17 protein-coding genes and 1 tRNA gene are annotated in these 18,034 nt (G+C 69.6%); 10 read left to right on the top strand and 8 right to left on the bottom strand.

The window, feature by feature from the left end; genetic code table 11:
* The first annotated feature begins 388 nt into the window (after positions 1-388).
* Positions 389-1,063: a Crp/Fnr family transcriptional regulator gene (locus CIB93_RS00685; RefSeq protein WP_003967450.1), complete on the top strand. Its 675-nt coding sequence runs from the start codon at positions 389-391 to the stop codon at positions 1,061-1,063.
* A gap of 144 nt (positions 1,064-1,207) precedes the next feature.
* Here the strand turns inward: CIB93_RS00685 and CIB93_RS00680 are convergent, their stop codons facing one another.
* The 4 genes from CIB93_RS00680 to CIB93_RS00665 all read right to left on the bottom strand — a co-directional run bounded on the left by CIB93_RS00680 (position 1,208) and on the right by CIB93_RS00665 (position 3,721).
* Positions 1,208-2,038 (bottom strand): MBL fold metallo-hydrolase, encoded by an 831-nt coding sequence (locus tag CIB93_RS00680; RefSeq protein ID WP_096622901.1) that lies wholly within the window; start codon positions 2,036-2,038, stop codon positions 1,208-1,210.
* Complete coding sequence (locus CIB93_RS00675) at positions 2,035-2,949, bottom strand: NUDIX hydrolase (protein WP_096622899.1); 915 nt, start codon at positions 2,947-2,949, stop codon at positions 2,035-2,037. Before CIB93_RS00675 ends, CIB93_RS00680 begins: the two co-directional genes overlap by 4 nt.
* Before the next feature lie 143 nt (positions 2,950-3,092).
* Positions 3,093-3,563: a RidA family protein gene (locus CIB93_RS00670; RefSeq protein WP_096622897.1), complete on the bottom strand. Its 471-nt coding sequence runs from the start codon at positions 3,561-3,563 to the stop codon at positions 3,093-3,095.
* Positions 3,563-3,721 (bottom strand): DUF4177 domain-containing protein, encoded by a 159-nt coding sequence (locus CIB93_RS00665; RefSeq protein ID WP_003967454.1) that lies wholly within the window; start codon positions 3,719-3,721, stop codon positions 3,563-3,565. The genes CIB93_RS00670 and CIB93_RS00665 overlap by 1 nt, the downstream gene beginning before the upstream one ends.
* A 72-nt stretch (positions 3,722-3,793) precedes the next feature.
* On the opposite strand from CIB93_RS00665, the gene CIB93_RS00660 reads away from it, so the two are divergent.
* Entirely contained in the window at positions 3,794-4,768 is a 975-nt protein-coding gene (locus CIB93_RS00660) for an ArsA-related P-loop ATPase (RefSeq protein WP_096622895.1), read from the top strand.
* Entirely contained in the window at positions 4,765-6,216 is a 1,452-nt protein-coding gene (locus CIB93_RS00655) for an ArsA family ATPase (protein ID WP_257001942.1), read from the top strand. The genes CIB93_RS00660 and CIB93_RS00655 overlap by 4 nt, the downstream gene beginning before the upstream one ends.
* Positions 6,217-6,283: 67 nt before the next feature.
* Here CIB93_RS00655 and CIB93_RS00650 read toward each other — a convergent pair whose 3' ends face one another.
* Positions 6,284-6,634: a WhiB family transcriptional regulator gene (locus CIB93_RS00650; protein WP_006126397.1), complete on the bottom strand. Its 351-nt coding sequence runs from the start codon at positions 6,632-6,634 to the stop codon at positions 6,284-6,286.
* A gap of 439 nt (positions 6,635-7,073) precedes the next feature.
* On the opposite strand from CIB93_RS00650, the gene CIB93_RS00640 reads away from it, so the two are divergent.
* Positions 7,074-9,341, top strand: a complete 2,268-nt coding sequence (locus CIB93_RS00640) for a transglycosylase domain-containing protein (RefSeq protein WP_096622893.1) — start codon at positions 7,074-7,076, stop codon at positions 9,339-9,341.
* A 136-nt stretch (positions 9,342-9,477) separates the two neighbouring features.
* Here CIB93_RS00640 and CIB93_RS00635 read toward each other — a convergent pair whose 3' ends face one another.
* Positions 9,478-9,942, bottom strand: a complete 465-nt coding sequence (locus CIB93_RS00635) for a GatB/YqeY domain-containing protein (RefSeq protein WP_096622891.1) — start codon at positions 9,940-9,942, stop codon at positions 9,478-9,480.
* A 99-nt stretch (positions 9,943-10,041) separates the two neighbouring features.
* On the opposite strand from CIB93_RS00635, the gene CIB93_RS00630 reads away from it, so the two are divergent.
* The 4 genes from CIB93_RS00630 to CIB93_RS00610 all read left to right on the top strand — a co-directional run bounded on the left by CIB93_RS00630 (position 10,042) and on the right by CIB93_RS00610 (position 13,247).
* Complete coding sequence (locus CIB93_RS00630) at positions 10,042-10,980, top strand: metallophosphoesterase (protein ID WP_096622889.1); 939 nt, start codon at positions 10,042-10,044, stop codon at positions 10,978-10,980.
* Between the two features lie 623 nt (positions 10,981-11,603).
* Positions 11,604-11,677: transfer RNA gene (locus CIB93_RS00620), tRNA-Pro, on the top strand.
* 195 nt (positions 11,678-11,872) lie between these two features.
* Positions 11,873-12,781, top strand: coding sequence for a TIR domain-containing protein (locus CIB93_RS00615; RefSeq protein ID WP_179499902.1), 909 nt, complete (start codon positions 11,873-11,875; stop codon positions 12,779-12,781).
* Position 12,782: 1 nt separating this feature from the next.
* Positions 12,783-13,247 carry a hypothetical protein gene (locus CIB93_RS00610; protein ID WP_096622885.1) on the top strand — a complete coding sequence of 155 codons (465 nt, stop codon included), beginning with the start codon at positions 12,783-12,785 and terminating at the stop codon, positions 13,245-13,247.
* A gap of 84 nt (positions 13,248-13,331) precedes the next feature.
* Here CIB93_RS00610 and CIB93_RS00605 read toward each other — a convergent pair whose 3' ends face one another.
* Both CIB93_RS00605 and CIB93_RS00600 read right to left on the bottom strand, forming a co-directional pair.
* Positions 13,332-14,864 carry a LacI family DNA-binding transcriptional regulator gene (locus tag CIB93_RS00605; RefSeq protein ID WP_096622883.1) on the bottom strand — a complete coding sequence of 511 codons (1,533 nt, stop codon included), beginning with the start codon at positions 14,862-14,864 and terminating at the stop codon, positions 13,332-13,334.
* A 42-nt stretch (positions 14,865-14,906) separates the two neighbouring features.
* Positions 14,907-15,281: a helix-turn-helix domain-containing protein gene (locus tag CIB93_RS00600; RefSeq protein WP_096622881.1), complete on the bottom strand. Its 375-nt coding sequence runs from the start codon at positions 15,279-15,281 to the stop codon at positions 14,907-14,909.
* 843 nt (positions 15,282-16,124) lie between these two features.
* Here CIB93_RS00600 and CIB93_RS00590 point away from each other — a divergent pair.
* Positions 16,125-17,054, top strand: a complete 930-nt coding sequence (locus CIB93_RS00590) for a hypothetical protein (RefSeq protein ID WP_096622879.1) — start codon at positions 16,125-16,127, stop codon at positions 17,052-17,054.
* The gene (locus CIB93_RS00585; RefSeq protein ID WP_096622877.1) at positions 17,051-17,749 is read left to right on the top strand and encodes an ATP-binding protein; all 699 of its coding nucleotides are present in this window, start codon (positions 17,051-17,053) and stop codon (positions 17,747-17,749) included. The genes CIB93_RS00590 and CIB93_RS00585 overlap by 4 nt, the downstream gene beginning before the upstream one ends.
* Positions 17,750-18,034 lie beyond the last annotated feature (285 nt).

Below are 18,034 nucleotides of genomic sequence, written 5' to 3'. Positions count from 1 at the left end.
GGCGGGTTTGGCGGGCTTGGCGGGCGTTGACGATGACACTGCGGACCTCCTGGCCGACTTCCGGAGGGGTCCCCCCGGCTCTCCGAGGGAGCCATTCGCGGCACTCTCCGGGCGCGACCGGGGTTGTTCGCCCACAGCGGAATCGCGGTCCTTCAGCACCCCGTCAGCCCCCTCGGCCTGCGCTCTCCCCGGCATTCTGGACACCCGGCCAGCCTAGAGCCAGCCACCGACAACCACCCCTGACACCGCATATCCACCCCCGATCGGCCCCCTGCCGTAGGGTCCGGCACGCCCGTGCGTCAAACTGGTTTGTGATTGATCGCACTGTTTTACCGTCCGGCATGATGGGGACCACGGTTCCCTGGACAGGCCGACAAGGAGAGAACTCGTGGACGACGTTCTGCGGCGCGCCCCGCTTTTCGCGGCGCTCGATGATGAGCAGGCCGCGGAGCTCCGCGCCTCGATGAGTGAGGTGACCCTCGCGCGCGGAGACGCGCTGTTCCACGAGGGCGACCAGGGTGACCGCCTGTACGTGGTCACCGAGGGCAAGGTGAAGCTCCACCGCACCTCACCCGACGGGCGCGAGAACATGCTGGCCGTGCTCGGCCCCGGCGAGCTGATCGGGGAGCTGTCGCTCTTCGACCCGGGCCCGCGTACGGCGACTGCCTCCGCACTGACCGAGGTCAAGCTCCTCGGCCTCGGCCACGGCGACCTCCAGCCCTGGCTGAACGCCCGGCCCGAGGTGGCCACCGCGCTGCTGCGCGCGGTCGCCCGACGGCTGCGCAAGACCAACGACCAGATGTCCGACCTGGTCTTCTCCGATGTGCCGGGCCGCGTCGCCCGTGCCCTCCTGGACCTGTCGCGCCGCTTCGGCGTGCAGTCGGAGGAAGGCATCCACGTCGTGCACGACCTCACCCAGGAGGAGCTGGCCCAGCTGGTCGGCGCCTCCCGCGAGACGGTCAACAAGGCCCTGGCGGACTTCGCGGGCCGCGGCTGGCTGCGCCTGGAGGCCCGCGCGGTCATCCTGCTGGACGTGGAGCGGCTGGCGAAGCGCTCGCGCTGACCCCGTACGCCGACCCGCGCCCCGCGTGACGTGACGCTCGCGTGACTCCGTGAGCCGACGCGCGCGATGTGAGCCGGCACGAGGGCCCCGCCGACCGGAGTACGTACCGGTGGGCGGGGCCCTCGCGTTCGGGCCGTCGGCCCCTCAGATCAGCCCGTGCTCGCTCAGGTACTCCAGCTGTGCCCGTACCGACAGCTCGGCGGCCGGCCACAGGGAGCGGTCCACGTCGGCGTACACCTGGGCCACCACCTCCGACGGCGTACGGTGCCCGGCCTCCACCGCCGTCTCCACCTGGGCGAGCCGGTGCGCGCGGTGGGCCAGGTAGAACTCCACGGCCCCCTGCGCGTCCTCCAGCACCGGCCCGTGGCCCGGCAGCACCGTGTGGACGCCGTCGTCCACCGTCAGCGACCGCAGCCGCCTGAGGGAGTCCAGGTAGTCGCCGAGCCGCCCGTCCGGGTGGGCGACCACCGTCGAACCGCGGCCGAGGATCGTGTCGCCCGTCAGCACCGCCCGGTCGGCGGGCAGATGGAAGGAGAGCGAGTCCGCGGTGTGCCCGGGCGTCGGGACCACGCGCAGCTCCAGGCCGCCCGTGGTGATCACGTCACCCGCCCCGAGGCCCTCGTCGCCCAGTCGCAGCGCCGCGTCCAGGGCCCGTACCCTCGTCCGCGTCAGCTCCGCGAACCGGCCCGCGCCCTCCGCGTGATCGGGGTGGCCGTGCGTGAGCAGCGTGAGGCCCACGCGCCGCCCGGACCGCTCCACAGCCTCGATCACGGCCGTCAGGTGGACGTCGTCGAGCGGCCCGGGGTCGATGACGACCGCGAGATCGGAGTCGGGCTCGGCGACGATCCAGGTGTTCGTACCGTCGAGGGTCATCGCGGACGGATTCGGCGCCAGTACGTTGACCGTCCGGGCGGTCGCGGGTCCGGAGGTCACGGCTCCGCGCGGCTGTCCGGGGAGGGCGGCTGCGTCGGTCACGCCGCACCCCCGTCCTCGCCCGCCGCGGGTTCCTCGCCCGCCGTGGACACGTGCTTGGTGAACTCGTCGTGCCCGGGCCAGCTCAGCACCAGCTCTTCCCCCTCCAGACGGGCCTGCGCGAGTACGGGAGTCAGATCCTGGACGTCCGCCGCCCCGAGCGCCCCGGAAGCCGTCCTGAACGGCGCCAGGGCCCGCAGCGTCGACACGGTGGGCGGCATCATCAGCAGCTCGCCCGCGTCGTAGCGGCGGGCGGCCTCCGCCGGAGCGATCCACACCGTACGGTCCGCCTCGGTGGAGACGGCACGGGTGCGCTGCCCCTCGGGGAGCGCGGCGACGAAGAACCAGGTGTCGTACCGGCGCGGTTCGAACTCTGGGGTGATCCAGCGCGCCCAGGCGCCCAGCAGGTCCGAGCGCAGCACCAGGCCCCGCCGGTCCAGGAACTCCGCGAAGGACAGGTCCCGGGCCACCAGCGCCTCGCGGTCGGCCTCCCAGTCCGCCCCGGTCGTATCGCGGACCACGCTCCCGGCGGTCGGCCCGGCGAGCAGGACGCCCGCCTCCTCGAAGGTCTCGCGCACCGCCGCGCAGACGATGGCCTGCGCCTCGGTGACCGTCGCGACGCCGAGTCGGGCGGCCCACTGCTCCAGCGAGGGCCCGGCCCACCCGATCAGCCGATCGTCGTCACGCGGATCGACTCCGCCACCCGGATAGGCGTACGCGCCTCCGGCGAAGGCCATGGAGGTCCGGCGGCGCAGCATGTGCACGACGGGCCCGCTCGCCGCGCCCCGCGCCCCCGGATCGCGGAGCAGCATCACCGTGGCGGCCCGCCGGGGCTTCGCGGGCGTCAGCTCACCGGCGGCGAGGGCCCGGATCCTGTCGGGCCATTCCGGGGGGTACCACTGACCTTGGGACATGGCCGGAGGCTATCCGGAACCGCGCCGATGTTCGAGAGGCGCCGGGATCACCACAGCGACCCGACAGGCCCCGTACACACACGATCCCGCCCGGTCGCGGGGACCGGACGGGATCGGGAGGCGCGTCGAAAGGTGCGTACGGCTCAGGCCTCGACGAGCTCCACCTGGACCTCGACCTCGACCGGGGCGTCCAGCGGCAGTACCGCCACGCCCACGGCGCTGCGGGCGTGCACGCCCTTGTCGCCGAGGACCGCGCCCAGCAGCTCGCTGGCGCCGTTGATCACGGCGGGCTGGCCGGTGAAGTCGGAGGCCGAGGCGACGAAGCCCACCACCTTCACGACGCGCTTGATCCGGTCCAGGTCACCGGCGACGGACTTCACGGCGGCGAGGGCGTTGAGCGCGCAGGTCCTCGCGAGCTCCTTCGCCTCGTCCGGTGTGACCTCGGCGCCGACCTTGCCGGTGACGGCGAGCTTGCCGTCCACCATCGGCAGCTGGCCGGAGGTGTACACGTACACGCCGGACCGCACGGCCGGCTGGTACGAGGCCAGCGGCGGCACGACGGCGGGCAGGGTCAGGCCGAGTTCGGCGAGCTGCGCCTCGACAGCGCCCGCCACTACGCCTTCTCCCGCTTCAGGTAGGCCACGAGCTGCTCGGGGTTGTTCGGGCCGGGAACGACCTGGACCAGCTCCCAGCCGTCCTCGCCCCAGGTGTCCAGAATCTGCTTGGTCGCGTGCACGAGAAGGGGCACGGTCGCGTATTCCCACTTGGTCATGGGCCCGACTGTAATGCCTCGCACGTACGGTCCCGTGCGTAGCCCGGGGCTGGACTGGTTAGGCTCGAATACGTGAGCAGGTTCCAGGTCGTCAGCGGCAAGGGCGGTACCGGTAAGACCACGGTCGCCGCCGCCCTCGCGCTCTCCCTCGCGGCCGAGGGCAGGCGCACCCTCCTCGTCGAGGTCGAGGGCAGGCAGGGCATCGCCCAGCTCTTCGATTCCGACGCACTCCCCTACGAGGAGCGCAAGATCGCCGCAGCGCCGGGCGGCGGCGAGGTGTACGCACTGGCGATCGACGCCGAACGCGCGCTCCTCGACTACCTCCAGATGTTCTACAAGCTCGGCGGCGCGGGCCGGGCGCTGAAGAAGCTCGGCGCGATCGACTTCGCCACCACCATCGCGCCCGGCGTCCGGGACGTCCTGCTGACCGGCAAGGCCTGCGAGGCCGTACGCCGCAAGGACAAGCAGGGCCGGTTCGTCTACGACCACGTCATCATGGACGCCCCGCCGACCGGCCGCATCACCCGCTTCCTGAACGTGAACGACGAGGTCGCCGGGCTGGCGAAGATCGGCCCGATACACAACCAGGCGCAGGCCGTGATGCGGGTCCTGAAGTCCCCGCAGACCGCCGTCCACCTGGTAACGCTCCTGGAGGAGATGCCGGTCCAGGAGACCGCGGACGGCATCGCCGAGCTGCGCGCCGCCGAACTGCCCGTGGGCCGCGTGATCGTGAACATGGTCCGCCCGCACCTGCTGGACGAGGACGCCCTGCGCACCGCGGCGGGCGGCCGCCGCAAGGAGATCGCCAAGACGCTGACCCGGGCCGGAGTGACCGGTTCCGCCGCCCTCGTACGCCCTCTGGTCGAGCAGGCTGCCGAGCACGCCGAGCGCGTCGGCCTGGAGCGGGAGCAACGCGCGGTGCTGGCCGGGCTCGGCCTGCCGACGGCGGAGCTCCCGCTGCTCGGCGACGGGGTGGACCTGGCCTCGCTGCACGTTCTGGCCACGGAGCTCCGTAAACAGGGCGCGGGGGAAGAGGGAGACGTATGACAGCGGGCACACCCGGCACGGATGCGGCCGGGCTGGACACGGACGTGCTCCCGGGCACCGGTACATCCCCCGACACGGGGACGGATACGTCCACGGACACGGTTACGTCCCCGGACATCGGTACGTCCCTGGACACGGACGCGCTGCTGGACGACCCGGGCATCCGGATCGTCGTGTGCTGCGGCTCCGGCGGGGTCGGCAAGACCACGACCGCCGCCGCCCTCGGCGTACGGGCCGCCGAGCGTGGCCGGAAGGCCGTCGTCCTCACCATCGACCCGGCCCGCCGCCTCGCCCAGTCCATGGGCATCGACCGGCTGGACAACGTCCCCCGGCGCGTCGACGGCATCGTGGGCGACGGCGAACTGCACGCCATGATGCTCGACATGAAGCGGACCTTCGACGAGACCGTCGAGGCACACGCGGACGCCGAACGGGCCAGGGCGATCCTGGAGAACCCCTTCTACCAGTCCCTGTCGGCCGGGTTCGCCGGTACGCAGGAGTACATGGCGATGGAGAAGCTCGGGCAGCTGCGGGCGCGCGACGAGTGGGACCTGATCATCGTCGACACCCCTCCCTCGCGCTCCGCGCTGGACTTCCTGGACGCGCCGAAGCGGCTCGGTTCGTTCCTCGACGGGAAGTTCATCCGGCTGCTGATGGCGCCCGCGAAGGTGGGCGGCCGGGCCGGGATGAAGTTCCTCAATGTCGGTATGTCGATGATGAGCGGAACGCTGGGCAAGCTGCTCGGCGGCCAGTTCCTGCGGGACGTCCAGACGTTCGTCGCCGCGATGGACACCATGTTCGGCGGCTTCCGCAGCCGCGCGGACGCCACGTACAAGCTGCTCCAGGCGCCCGGCACGGCCTTCCTCGTGGTCGCGACGCCGGAGCAGGACGCGCTGCGCGAGGCCGCCTACTTCGTGGAGCGGCTGGCTGCCGAGGACATGCCGCTGGCCGGTCTCGTCCTCAACCGCGTGCACGGCAGTGAGGCTTCACGGCTCTCCGCCGAACAGGCCCTGGCCGCCGCGGAAAATCTTGACGACGCCCGCATTGTGGATCAGAGGGCCGGGAAAGCTGGCCTTGGTGACCAGCGAGCCCCCGACCCGGCGATCACCGCTCCCGACACGACCGAGCCGCCCCACAAGAACGACGGGGACCACAAAGAACACGAGAACCACGAGGACCACGAGGACATCGCGAGCCCCGGGACCACCTCTGCCGAGGAACTGACGGTCGAGGAACTGACGTCAGGTCTGCTGCGCCTGCACTCCGAGCGCATGCAAGTCGTGGCCCGCGAACGCCGTACACGCGACCGCTTCGCGGCCCGGCACCCCGAGGTGCCGGTGACCGCTGTAGCGGCGCTGCCCGGCGATGTGCACGACCTCGACGGCCTCCGGGCCATCGGCGACCGCTTGGCGGCCGGTTCCGCCCCGGCGCCGGCCGGAGCGACGTAGGCGCTTGGCCGGAGCAGCGTAGGCGCTTACCGAAGGCGGCGCAGGTGCGCCTGCCCCGGAAGGCCGCCTACCCCACAGCGGCGTACGTCTCGTGCAGTTCCTCGTCCTCCAGCCCGATGACTCCGGGCAGAATGCCGGTGGACCGCTCGTACTCGCTGCGTGCGGTCTCCAGCAGTCGGCGCCAGGACGTGACGGTCGGCCGGCGGCGCAGCAGTGCGCGGCGCTCCCGTTCCGTCATTCCACCCCACACGCCGAACTCGACGCGATTGTCCAGCGCGTCGGCCAGGCACTCGGTCCGCACCGGGCATCCGGTGCACACCGCCTTGGCCCTGTTCTGCGCTGCCCCTTGTACGAACAGTTCATCCGGATCGGTAGTGCGGCAGGCTGCCTGCGCACTCCAGTCGGTTACCCAGCCCATGCCGGCGCCGTCCTCTCCCGAATCGAGGCTCCCCCACGGCGGTAGCGGCATATTCACCGCTGCCAGTTGAGGACGTTACGGAAGGTGGGGACAGCACAACACCCCCTTCGGGCCCAATCTTGAATGGTCCGAACGGACTATGCGTATGCGGCAGATCACCCAGGGGAGTGATGCGAGGACATCAGCGACTATCGACACCAAAGCGGGACAGTTCACTCAAGTCGCAACGGACTTTCGGTGACATTGGGGGCGATTCGGGAGCGCCACGATGTGTGCGTGAACGGCGATGCGGCTGCGCATCGGCCAGGGGAAGAATGACCAGAAGACGCGCATGGGGCTGCAGGGGGCTTGATACGGAACCGGACTGCTGTGACAGTTGAGAGCAGCTTAGGCCAAGGCCTATACGCGTGTCCGGCGAATGAGAACGTAGGCTGCCCTCATGCCAAAGTCGCGCTCGGGCGGGGGTCTCACCACGACCCAGCAGGCCGCCAAGTTCCTCGGTGTCGCCGCGCTCTCCGGAGCTGTGCTGGCAGGCATCGCGCTGCCCGCAGCCGGAGCGCTGGGGCTCGCCGCTAAGGGGACGGTCGAAGGATTCGACGAGATCCCCGCCAACCTCAAGACTCCGCCGCTCAGTCAGCGGACCACGATCCTGGACCGCGATGGCGGTGCCATCGCGACGGTCTACTCACGTGACCGCACGGTCGTCCCGCTCAAGGACATCTCGCCGTACATGCAGGACGCGATCATCGCGATCGAGGACTCCCGCTTCTACGAACACGGGGCGGTCGACCTCAAGGGCATCCTGCGGGCGTTGAACCGCAACGTACAGGCGGGCGGGACCGCGCAGGGCGCGTCGACGCTCACCCAGCAGTACGTGAAGAACGTCTTCGTCGAGGAGGCGGGCGACGACCCGGAGAAGGTCGCGGAGGCCACCCAGCAGACGCTCGGCCGCAAGGTCCGCGAGCTGAAGTACGCGATCCAGGTCGAGGAGGAGCTCGGCAAGAAGAAGATCCTGGAGAACTACCTCAACATCACGTTCTTCGGGCAGCAGGCGTACGGCATCGAGGCCGCCTCCCAGCGCTACTTCTCCAAGCACGCCAAGGACCTCAAGCTGGAGGAGGCCGCGCTGCTCGCCGGTATCGTCCAGTCGCCCAGCCGTTACGACCCGGTCAACGACGCGGAGGAAGCGACCAAACGCCGCAACACGGTGCTGGCGCGGATGGCCGCCGTCCGCAGCATTTCGCAGGCCGAGGCCGAGAAGGCCATGAAGACCCCGGTCAAGCTGAAGGTCTCCAGGCCGAACAACGGCTGCATCACCGCCGTCAGCGGCTCCGGCTTCTTCTGCGACTACGTCCGCAAGACGATCCTGACCGACCCCGCCTTCGGCAAGACCGACGAGGAGCGCGCCAAGCTCTGGAACCTCGGCGGGCTGACTATCCGGACCACGCTGGACCCGCGGGCCCAGCGGGCCGCCAATGAGGCCGCCACCGCGAGGGTCAACAAGGACGACAAGTTCGCGGCGTCCGTGGTGCAGGTCCAGCCGGGCAGCGGCAAGATCCTCTCCATGGGCCAGTCCCGCCCGTACGGCCTGGACCAGAAGCAGCACGAGACCGTCCTCAACCTCTCCGTCAGCAACAAGATGGGCGGCTCCACCTACGGCTTCCAGGTCGGCTCCACGTTCAAGCCGTTCACCGCGGCGGCCGCGCTGGAGAAGGGCATCAGCCCGGCGACGTCGTTCTCGACGGACTGGAAGATGACGCTGAAGGAGCGGGACTTCAGGAACTGCACCGGCTCCCCGGCGGGCTACGCGGACTGGCCCCTGCAGAACGAGCTGGAGTCCGAGAAGGGCTCCTGGGACATGACCAGCGCCCTCGGCAAGTCCATCAACACCTACTTCGCGCTGCTGGAGCAGAAGGCCGGCCTCTGCGAGACCGTGGAGATGGCGAAGAAGCTCGGCTACGAGCGCGGCGACGGCAAGAAGATCGGCGAGTACCCCTCGATCACCCTCGGTGGTGAGGTGAGCACCCCGCTCTCCATGGCCGGCGCCTACGCCGCGTTCGCCAACCGGGGAACGTACTGCACGCCGATCGCCATCGAGTCGATCACCGACCCGAACGGCAAGAAGCTCAAGGTCCCCCAGTCGACGTGCACGCGGGCGATGAGCGAGAAGACCGCGGACACCATCAACCAGATGCTCAAGGGTGTGGTGGAGGACGGCACCGGTACGCAGGCAGGGCTGAGCGACCGGGACAACGCGGGCAAGACGGGTACGACGAACGACCGCAAGGACGCCTGGTTCGTCGGGTACACGCCGAACCTCTCCACCGCGGTGTGGGTGGGCGACGACATCGGCGAGAAGAGCTCGATGTTCAACGTCACCATCGGTGGCCGGTGGTACCCCAAGGTCTGCGGCGGCTGCCTCCCCGGCCCGATCTGGAAGATCGCCATGACCGGCGCACTGGACGCGTCCGAGACCCCCTCCTTCAACCCGGTCTCCGTCCCCCGGGCGAAGGCCAAGGAGGACAAGGAGAAGGGCGACCGCGACCGGGACCGCGACCGGGACCGGGACCGCGGGAACGAGGACCGCGAGGACGACAAGCCCGGCCGTGACGACCCGTTCCCCGGCATCGATCTCCCGGAGAGCGTGATCGGCGGACCGGGCGGCGGCGGACCACGCGGGCAGGGCGGCGGCTCGGAAGGCCCCTGACCCATACGCGTACGCACACAGGAAGAACCCGTACGCGTACGCACACAGAAGTGGGGTGGGGCGCCCCGGTCACGGACCGGGGCGCCCCACCCCTCTTCTGTTCCGGTCTGTTCCGGTTCTGTTCCGGCCAGGAAGCTCAGCCCGCGAGGAGCTTCTTCACCGCGGCGGCCACCCGGCCGCCCTCCGCGAGCCCGGCGACCTTCGGATTGACGATCTTCATGACGGCGCCCATCGCGCGCGGCCCCTCGGCGCCGGCGGCCTTCGCCTCCTCGACGGCGGACGCCACGACCGCGTTCAGCTCGTCGTCGCTGAGCTGCTTGGGGAGGTAGCTGTCGAGCAGCTCGCCCTCCGCCTTCTCCCGCTCGGCCTGCTCGGTCCGGCCGCCCTGGGCGAAGGCCTCGGCCGCCTCGCGGCGCTTCTTCGCCTCCCTGGCGATCACCTTCTGCACCTCGTCGTCGGAGAGCTCGCGCGCCGACTTGCCGCTGACCTCTTCCTTGGTGATCGCGGTGAGGGTGAGCCGAAGGGTGGACGAGGTCAGCTCGTCACGCGCCTTCATGGCCGTGTGGAGGTCTTCCTTGAGCTTGGACTTGAGCGTGGTCATGCCGCGATTGTGACAGGTGCGGGGCCCGGGCCGCCCACGGGTTTTCCGCTGCCTCCACCGGTTTTCCGCTCACCGTGCCGCTTCTGCGACGATGGACGCATGCGCGCACGCTACGGAGTACCCCTGAAAGTCACGGCAGTCGGTGCGGCGGTCGGCGCTGCCGGTCTCGCCTACGCCGCCGGATTCGAGGCCCGCTCGTTCCGGCTGCGCCGGGTCACCGTTCCCGTACTCCCGCACGGGGCCCGCCCGTTGCGCGTGCTCCAGGTCTCCGACATCCACATGGTGAGCGGTCAGCGCAAGAAGCGCGCCTGGCTCCAGTCGCTGGCGGGCCTGCGCCCGGACTTCGTGGTGAACACGGGCGACAACCTGTCCGACCCGGACGCGGTGCCCGAGGTGCTGGACGCGCTCGGCCCGCTGATGGAGTACCCCGGGGTGTACGTCTTCGGCTCCAACGACTACTACGGCCCCCGGCTGCGCAACCCTGGCCGCTACCTCCTGGAGAAGATCCAGGGCAAGCACGGCCTCAACGGCAACGAGCCCGCGGTCGGCGTCGTCCACAACCCGTGGGAGCCGATGCGCGACGCCTTCGACGAGGCGGGCTGGCTGGACCTGTCGAACACCCGGGGCCGGCTCAAGCTCGACGGCCTGGAGCTGGCGTTCACCGGTCTGGACGACCCGCACATCAAGCGGGACCGTTACGCCGAGGTCCAGGGCGGACCGGAGGCAGGCGCCGACCTCTCCATCGGCGTGGTCCACGCCCCGTACCTGCGCTCCCTGGACGCCTTCACCGCCGACGGCTACCCCTTGATCCTGGCTGGCCACACACACGGCGGCCAGCTGTGCATCCCGTTCTACGGGGCCCTGGTCACCAACTGCGACCTGGACACCGACCGAGTGAAGGGCCTGTCCAGCCACACGGTCGGGGACAAGCGCGCCTACCTCCACGTCTCCGCGGGCTGCGGCACCAACCGCTACACCCCGGTCCGCTTCGCCTGCCCGCCCGAGGCCACGCTGCTGACGCTGGCCCCGAAGGCCTGAGCGGCACCTCAGGGCTGCCCCGTGTCCCTGGTGGATCAGCGCGCGGCGTCGGATGCGGCGCATCGCACGGCGGAGGGGCGTCTGATACGGGATGCACGGGTTGCATTCGGGCGTTCCGACAACGCGGCGAGGCTCCGTAGCTGCCATCGTGCGCCCGGCGAGAGTCGCGCGCCCGGCAAGGATCAGGGGACAGCCCTCAGGGGGCGGTGCCGGTCGGCGGGCGACGAATCGCGGGGGCCTTCCCACCCGCATACGGTACGAACCATGACCGCCCCCAGGACCGCTCTGCTCCCCCGCCCCCGGGCGGCAGAGGTGCTCCCGGCGGCCGTCGGCACCCCGCCCCGCCGGTGTGCCGCCGCCCTGTGCGCGCTGGTGTGCGCGACGGCAGCCGCGGGCCCGCTACCCGTACCCGTTCCTCGACGTCGATACGTACGGCTACGCCGGTGTCCTCACCCAGGCCACGGCCCTGGGCCTTCTCTTCGCCGCCCTCGGTGTCCTGCTCACCGCCGCGGACCACCTCCGGCCGAACACGGCGGGGTGGCTCCAGGCCCGGAGAAACCGGATTTCGCCTCCGGCCGCTGGTGGGCTAAAGTAATCGATGTCGCCGGGAGTCCGGTGGACATCGGGGTGTAGCGCAGCTTGGCAGCGCGCTTCGTTCGGGACGAAGAGGTCGTGGGTTCAAATCCCGCCACCCCGACAGCTGAAACACCAGGTCAGGGGCCTGATCCACTCAGTGGATCAGGCCCCTGAGTGGTTTCCGAGGCCACTCTGGGAGCCGTTTGGGAGCCGATCTTCGCATCTGGCTCCCAATCTCGTCAGCTGAGTCCGTTGTCAGACCCTGCCGCTAACGTCGAGTGGCACAGGTCTCTCGTACATCAGCAGGGAGCAAGGCATGCCGACCACATCAGAAGACGGGCGTGGGGTGGACCGCCGCAGAGTGTTCGTGATCCACGGACGCAACGAGCGCGCACGCCGGGGACTGTTCGAGTTCCTGCGTGCTATCGGACTCGACCCGATCGAGTGGTCGGAAGCAGGCCGCATGACGGGAAAGGGCTCGCCGTATATCGGAGAGATCCTCGACGCGGCATTCGGTAGCGCCCAGGCCGTCGTCGTCCTGCAGACTCCGGACGACGTCACCTATCTGCATGAGAGCCTGGCTCACCCAGGCGATCCAGAGTGCAACCCGCAGATGCAGCCCCGCCCGAATGTGCTCTTCGAGGCGGGCATGGCCATGGGGCGAGACGCGGATCGCACTGTGATCGTGGAACTCGGACAGGTGAAGGTCTTCAGCGACATCCACGGCCGACATGTCGTCCGCCTCGACAACAGCGTTAAGAAGCGGCAGGATCTCGCCACCCGTCTAGAAACCGCAGGGTGCGCCATCCGGCTAACAGGAACGGACTGGCATGAGGCTGGGGACCTGACCCCACCTGTTCCTCCGGGCGGCGGGCTCCCGATGGGCCGGAAACTGCCGTCATCTCAGGCGTCCGGCACACCCCGGCTCAAGGCCCGGTACATCGACAATGGGCGCGGGAAGATCGACGCTGTCGAGATCACCAACCACGGTCCCGGTGACGTGTACGACCTAGACGTCGACGCGGATGCCAAGGTTGGCCTCGTCATGCGAAACGCAGACGAGTTCCCCGTCCCGAAGCTACCCGAAGGCAAATCCGTGCGCGTAGGGCGCATGTCGTCGGACTCTCTCGCGTCACGCTCGAACTCGTACTTCAACATCACCATCACCGCCAAGACCGCCGATGGGACACCCATCGAGATCGACGAGTTCGTGAGCGGAGCGTGACATGGACATCCAGTTGACCTTCCCTCTGGATCACGACGGGTTCCTCCGTCGGGAATGCCCGCACTGCGTACGCCAGTTCAAGTGGCATCACGGTCCGGCGAACGAAGAAGCCGAAACGCAGCCCGCCCCGGCGGCCTACCACTGTCCCCTGTGCGGGCAGCCAGCAGGGATGGACTCCTGGTGGACGCAGGAGCAACTCGAATACGCCCAAGGTGTGGCGATTCCTGCAGCGACGCGAGAGGTCGAGCAAGGACTGCGGGACGCGTTCAAGGGAGCCAGCAGCAAGTACGTGAGGTTCGACTGCAAAGGCGGCATCGACGCACCGGACGTACCGACCCCGCTCACCGAGCCCGACGACATGGTCATCGTGACGTCCCCATGCCACTCGTACGAGCCGGTAAAGGTCCCCGAAGACGCGTCGGGCCCGTATCACTGCCTCGTATGCGGGGAAGCCTTCACCGTCTGATCCCAGGCGGCGATAGAAGCAGCCGTTACGCGAAGCAAGCGCTGCGCCCCACGCGGTGATCGCGTGGGGCGCAGGTGTCGCACATCAATCAGGCGTCGTCAGGCCACGGGCCTGCTTGCGTGCGTGCAGGAGATCGTTGAGGGCGCGCACAGGTGACGTGGGGCTCATCGCGAGGCGGGTGTCGAGTGCTGCCTCCCACTGCTCGGTCAGTCCCAGCATGAGGCGTTTGCGCATGCCTGGGGTGACGTGGGCGTAGCGCGCCGAGACCGAGCCGTCGATGTGGCCCATACGTTCGTCCATGAGCACCTTCTCGGTCCCCAGGTCCTCCATCATCGTCCGGTGCGTGTGGCGGAGGCCGTGGGGCGTGAGTCCTTGGGCTATCGGGAGCCAGCAGGCGTCGGCCCGATCGCTGGCACCCCGCCCCCGTGCTGGGACACCGGGCCACGGCTCTCCAAGCAGGGGCACCGGCCGTGGCTCCTGTGGCGCCTTCTTCGGATACCAGCCAGAGACCGCCGGCGTGAACAGCCAGGTCGCAAAACCGTTCCTGCGCCAGTGAGCGGCATGCTCCGGCGCAGTGCCGCCCCGTACGAATCCGAGGTCCGCGATGGCCTGCTCGACCTTCGCTCGCGTGGCCTCGGTGACGCGCTCGGGGTGGTTGAGGACGTTGGACACCGTGCCAGTGGAGACGCTGGCCCGACGCGCGACGTCGACGAGCTTCGCGCCCTGGTGGCCGCCGGTGCGAGCCGCGCCCTGACCTCGAAAGACATAAGTCTTGCCGTGGCAGGAGCACGGTGTGGGCTTCGTGCGTGCGACGTGGTTGGCGACCAGAGCCAACAACCAGCCCATCGAGTCAATGGTGCGGTAGCTGTCATCCTTGGGCGGGCAGCGCACCAGCTCGCCCGTGTCGAGTTCGTACAGCTGCCACTCGACACGGACGGCCCCAGGGCGGACGAACGTGGTTTCAAGGCCAACGATCTCGCCCCAGCGCATGCCGGTGTACCCCTTGAGGACCACGGCGACGAACTCGTCGTCGCGACCCGACAGGAGAGCGGCCCGCTCGGCAGTCAACAGGACGCCGAGCGCATCGGTGACCACCTTCTCTGGGCCTCGGTCTCGGGAGCGACCGGCGCGCTTGCCTCGCCCGCGTCGTCTGGCCGCCGGGTTCGAGGTGATCAGCCCCTCATCGATCGCGTCCTCGAAGATCAGGTGGAGCGTCGAGCGCCAGGTCTTGACGCTGGAGGCCGCGTAGACGGCCTTCTCCTTCTTCTCCCACAGCTCGACATCCGTGCGCAGGATGCCGGCAAGCGCCTTGTCCTCGAAGTCGGGGAGCAGATGCTCCTCGATGTGCCGCTTGTAGTTCTGCATCGTCGACGCGGCCAAGTCCTGGGCCTCGTACCAGCGGCTCGCGTACTCGCCGAATGTCTCCTGGCCCAGTGCCGGGTCGCGCCAGTCGCCGCGCCTGTATTTGTTCTCGGCCTCGCTCGCGGCGCGCTGGGCCTCGCCCTTGGTCGCGAACTTGATCGCCTTGCCGCTTTCGTCGACGACCGTGAGGTGCTTGCCGGGCTCGATCTTGTATCGGCCGCGCCAGTAGTTTCCGCGCTTCTCCGCGAAGCCCACGTCTTGCTGTCCTCCCCTTGTTCTGTTTCGGTTGGTGCCGCGCTACGCGACCGCGTCGTGCTGCATCCGGCGCGGCGGCCGGGCACGCAGGCGCGACGTCGGAGTGCCGAGCGCCCGACGGGGTTGCGTGGTGGCCTGAGCGGTGGGCGCCGAGACGAGAGCAGCCACCGCCGCAACACCTTGCGCAGCACGCGTCGGCCGCTCCTCGTAGAGGCGGACGATCTCGGCGAGGTGGCCGGTGGTGAAGCGGTAGGCGCGACCGACTCGCGTGTGTGGGATCAGTCGGCGGCGTGCTCGGTCCATGACCCACCAGGCCGAGCAACCGAGGATCTCGGCGATCTCCTCGGGCCGGTAGAGGCGAGGCAGGAAAGCTCCGCCCTCAGTGCCGGAAACGCCAGGTGTGGGGGTGAAGGGCATCGCGGGGTGACGCTGCAAGGGGCGTAGGTCCTATCTCGGTGGTGGGTGTGTGGCTCGGTCAGCGGTGCGGGACGACCTCGTCACCGATCACTCGGCCCCTGGAGCAGCACAGGGGGCGAGACGAGGAGGGCTTCGGCGATCTCAAGGAGGTCGTCGACGTCGCAGCGGCGCTGGACGCGTTCGCGGGACAGCATCCTGTTGGACAGTGGATGGCCGAGGGCAGGCAGCCATGCGGCCAACTCGCGCTGAACGACGCCCCGTTCTGCGCCGAGGAATTCGATGGTTCGGACGGCTCATAATCCCCGCGCCGATGATTTCAAGTGATCGTGCTGCCATGCCCCAAGTTGTAGCGTCCATTCGCCGGTTTGGTTAACCGGCGATCGTGGTCTATGTTGCGCCGCGCATGACTTCGGCGCGGAGGGATTCGCTGGTCCTGGCGTCCGGGCTCCGTCATGCCAATCGGCATCAAGAGGCTGCTCTGACGTGGGGTGTTGTGTTGTAACTTCCCGTAGAGAGCCCGTCAACCGCTTGGCGATGTGATGCTTCTGGCTCGGCGTCCCGGGCAACTATTTGGTCAACCGCCGATCGTGCCCTACCGTTTTCGCACCGCCCTCTTCTCCCGATTCTCGGCAGCCTTTCTGCCGTCAGAGATTCGGCCGCATTGGGCTGGACTTGTGCGACCTGGGTGTGGCTATGTTGACGACATCCCCAGGAAACGCGAACGGTTCTCCGCGCGCCCGCGCGAACAACCGATCTCCGCCCTGCCCTTACGCCCACTCCGCCCCGACCGACGGTGAGCCGCGGCTGCACGCCCGCCGGCAACCGAGTGAGGACCGCACCCTCTTGGCACGAATCCGCACCATCAAGCCCGAAGCCTTCGTCTCCGAGTCCCTGGCCGTCGTCACCCTCACCGCCGAGCGCACCTTCTTCGGCCTGCTCACCCAGGCCGACGACCAGGGCCGCCACCGTGACCACGCCGCGATCATCGCCGGACAGCTCTGGGTCCTACGTCCGGACCACACCCCCGCCGACGTCGAGGATGACCTCGCCCAGCTCGCCGACGCCGGCCTGATCTGCCGCTACCAGGGGCCGGACCACAAGCGCTACCTGCACATCGTCACCTGGCGAGAGCACCAGAAGATCAACCGGCCGAGCAAGAGCCGCCTCCCCGGCTGCCCGCACCACGACACCCCGACCGGCGCGATGCCGATCGTCGCCGAGCGCACCGTAGGAGGCAGCTTCACGGTGCCCGCACCGTCGTCTCACGGAACCCTCCGTGAAGCCTCCGGCGAAGTGCCGGAGCACACGGTGAACCCAGGAACTGACGACGAACCCGCAGGTCAGAGGGGTTTCACGGAGCGCTCCGTGAAGGATGTCGGAGGGCTCCCTGCGGGGACAGTGACGCCTCACGGCCCGGATCTAGGACCTAGGATCATGGATCTAGGAAGTACCCCTTCGGGGGGCGCGAGCGCCCACGCGCCCGACACCGTCTCGACCGATCAGCTGATCGGCGAGTACGTCGCCGCATGTGCCCACCGCCCGCCGGCGGGCGTCCTGGGCCACCTCGGCCGGGAGGCGCACAAGCTGCTCGATGAGGGCATCGCCCCCGCCCACATCCGGGCCGGACTCGAGCGCCACCGAGCCAAGGGGCTGCACCCCAGCACCCTGGCGAGCCTCGTCCACGAGGCCATGAACGCGACACCCACACCAGTCGCCCACAGGGCATGGACGAATCCCGGCGACGTCGACGCCGCCTACGGAGGTGAACTCTGACCGCGACCCTCACCCGAGAGCCCCGCCGCGTTGGCCCGCTCGCCGACCGGCTCAACACGATCCTGGCCAGCCGGGGCATCGAACCCGGTGCCGCGACCGAGGAACCGCCAGCCGAGCCGGTCACGGCACTGGAGCTCGCCGACGCCCGTATCCCCGCCCGCTACCGACGAGCCCTGGCCGACCACCCGCTGGTCACCGCCTGGGCCGACCAGGTCGCCGGCGCCGGGCGCCCCGGTCCCAGCGGACCCGGCATCGCCGAGGGCCCGTCGCTGCTGATCGTCGGCCCCACCGGAACCGGCAAAACCCACCAGGCGTACGGTGCCCTCCGCGCGCTTCTCACGCGAGGCGTCCGCCTGCGCTGGGAAGCCACCACCTCCGCCGACCTCCACGCGCGACTCCGCCCCCGCAACGGCCACGACACCGAGCGGGACCTCCAGACGCTGGCCCGCAGCCCGCTGCTCCTCCTGGACGATCTCGGCGCGGCAAAGACCAGCGAGTGGACCGAGGAGCTGACCTACCGGCTCATCAACCACCGGTACGAGCGCATGCTCCCTACCCTCATCACCACCAACCTGCCGACCCCCGAGCTGCGCACCGCGCTCGGTGACCGCGTCGCCTCCCGCCTCGCCGAGATGACCGAACGCGTCATCCTCACCGGCCCCGACCGACGCCGCCGGAGCACGCCCACCGGCTGATCGGCCCGTGCGCGTGCCCCTCCCACCTGCCTCGCTCACCACACCCTGCCTTGGCGGCGGCAGACCCCCCGGAGACCGAGCCAAGCGGCCACTCCCGCCCTTCATTTCCCCCAACCCTTGGAGCCCCACCCTGCCCTTCCCCGCCCTCACGCGCCTGGCTGCCCAGAGCGCCAGCATCTCGCTCCTGCCGGACTGGGTCACCTCCCCCGTAACGACAGCGGTACTGCTCGCCTTGCTCGTGCTCGCCGGATGGATGCTCCGCCAGCAGCGCCGTCAGCCGCCCGG

Source organism: Streptomyces sp. WZ.A104 (assembly GCF_002382885.1).
Taxonomy (GTDB): Bacteria; Actinomycetota; Actinomycetes; order Streptomycetales; family Streptomycetaceae; genus Streptomyces.
The sequence above is the reverse complement of the archived record's forward strand: the minus strand, read 5'-3'. Positions and strand labels throughout refer to the sequence as shown.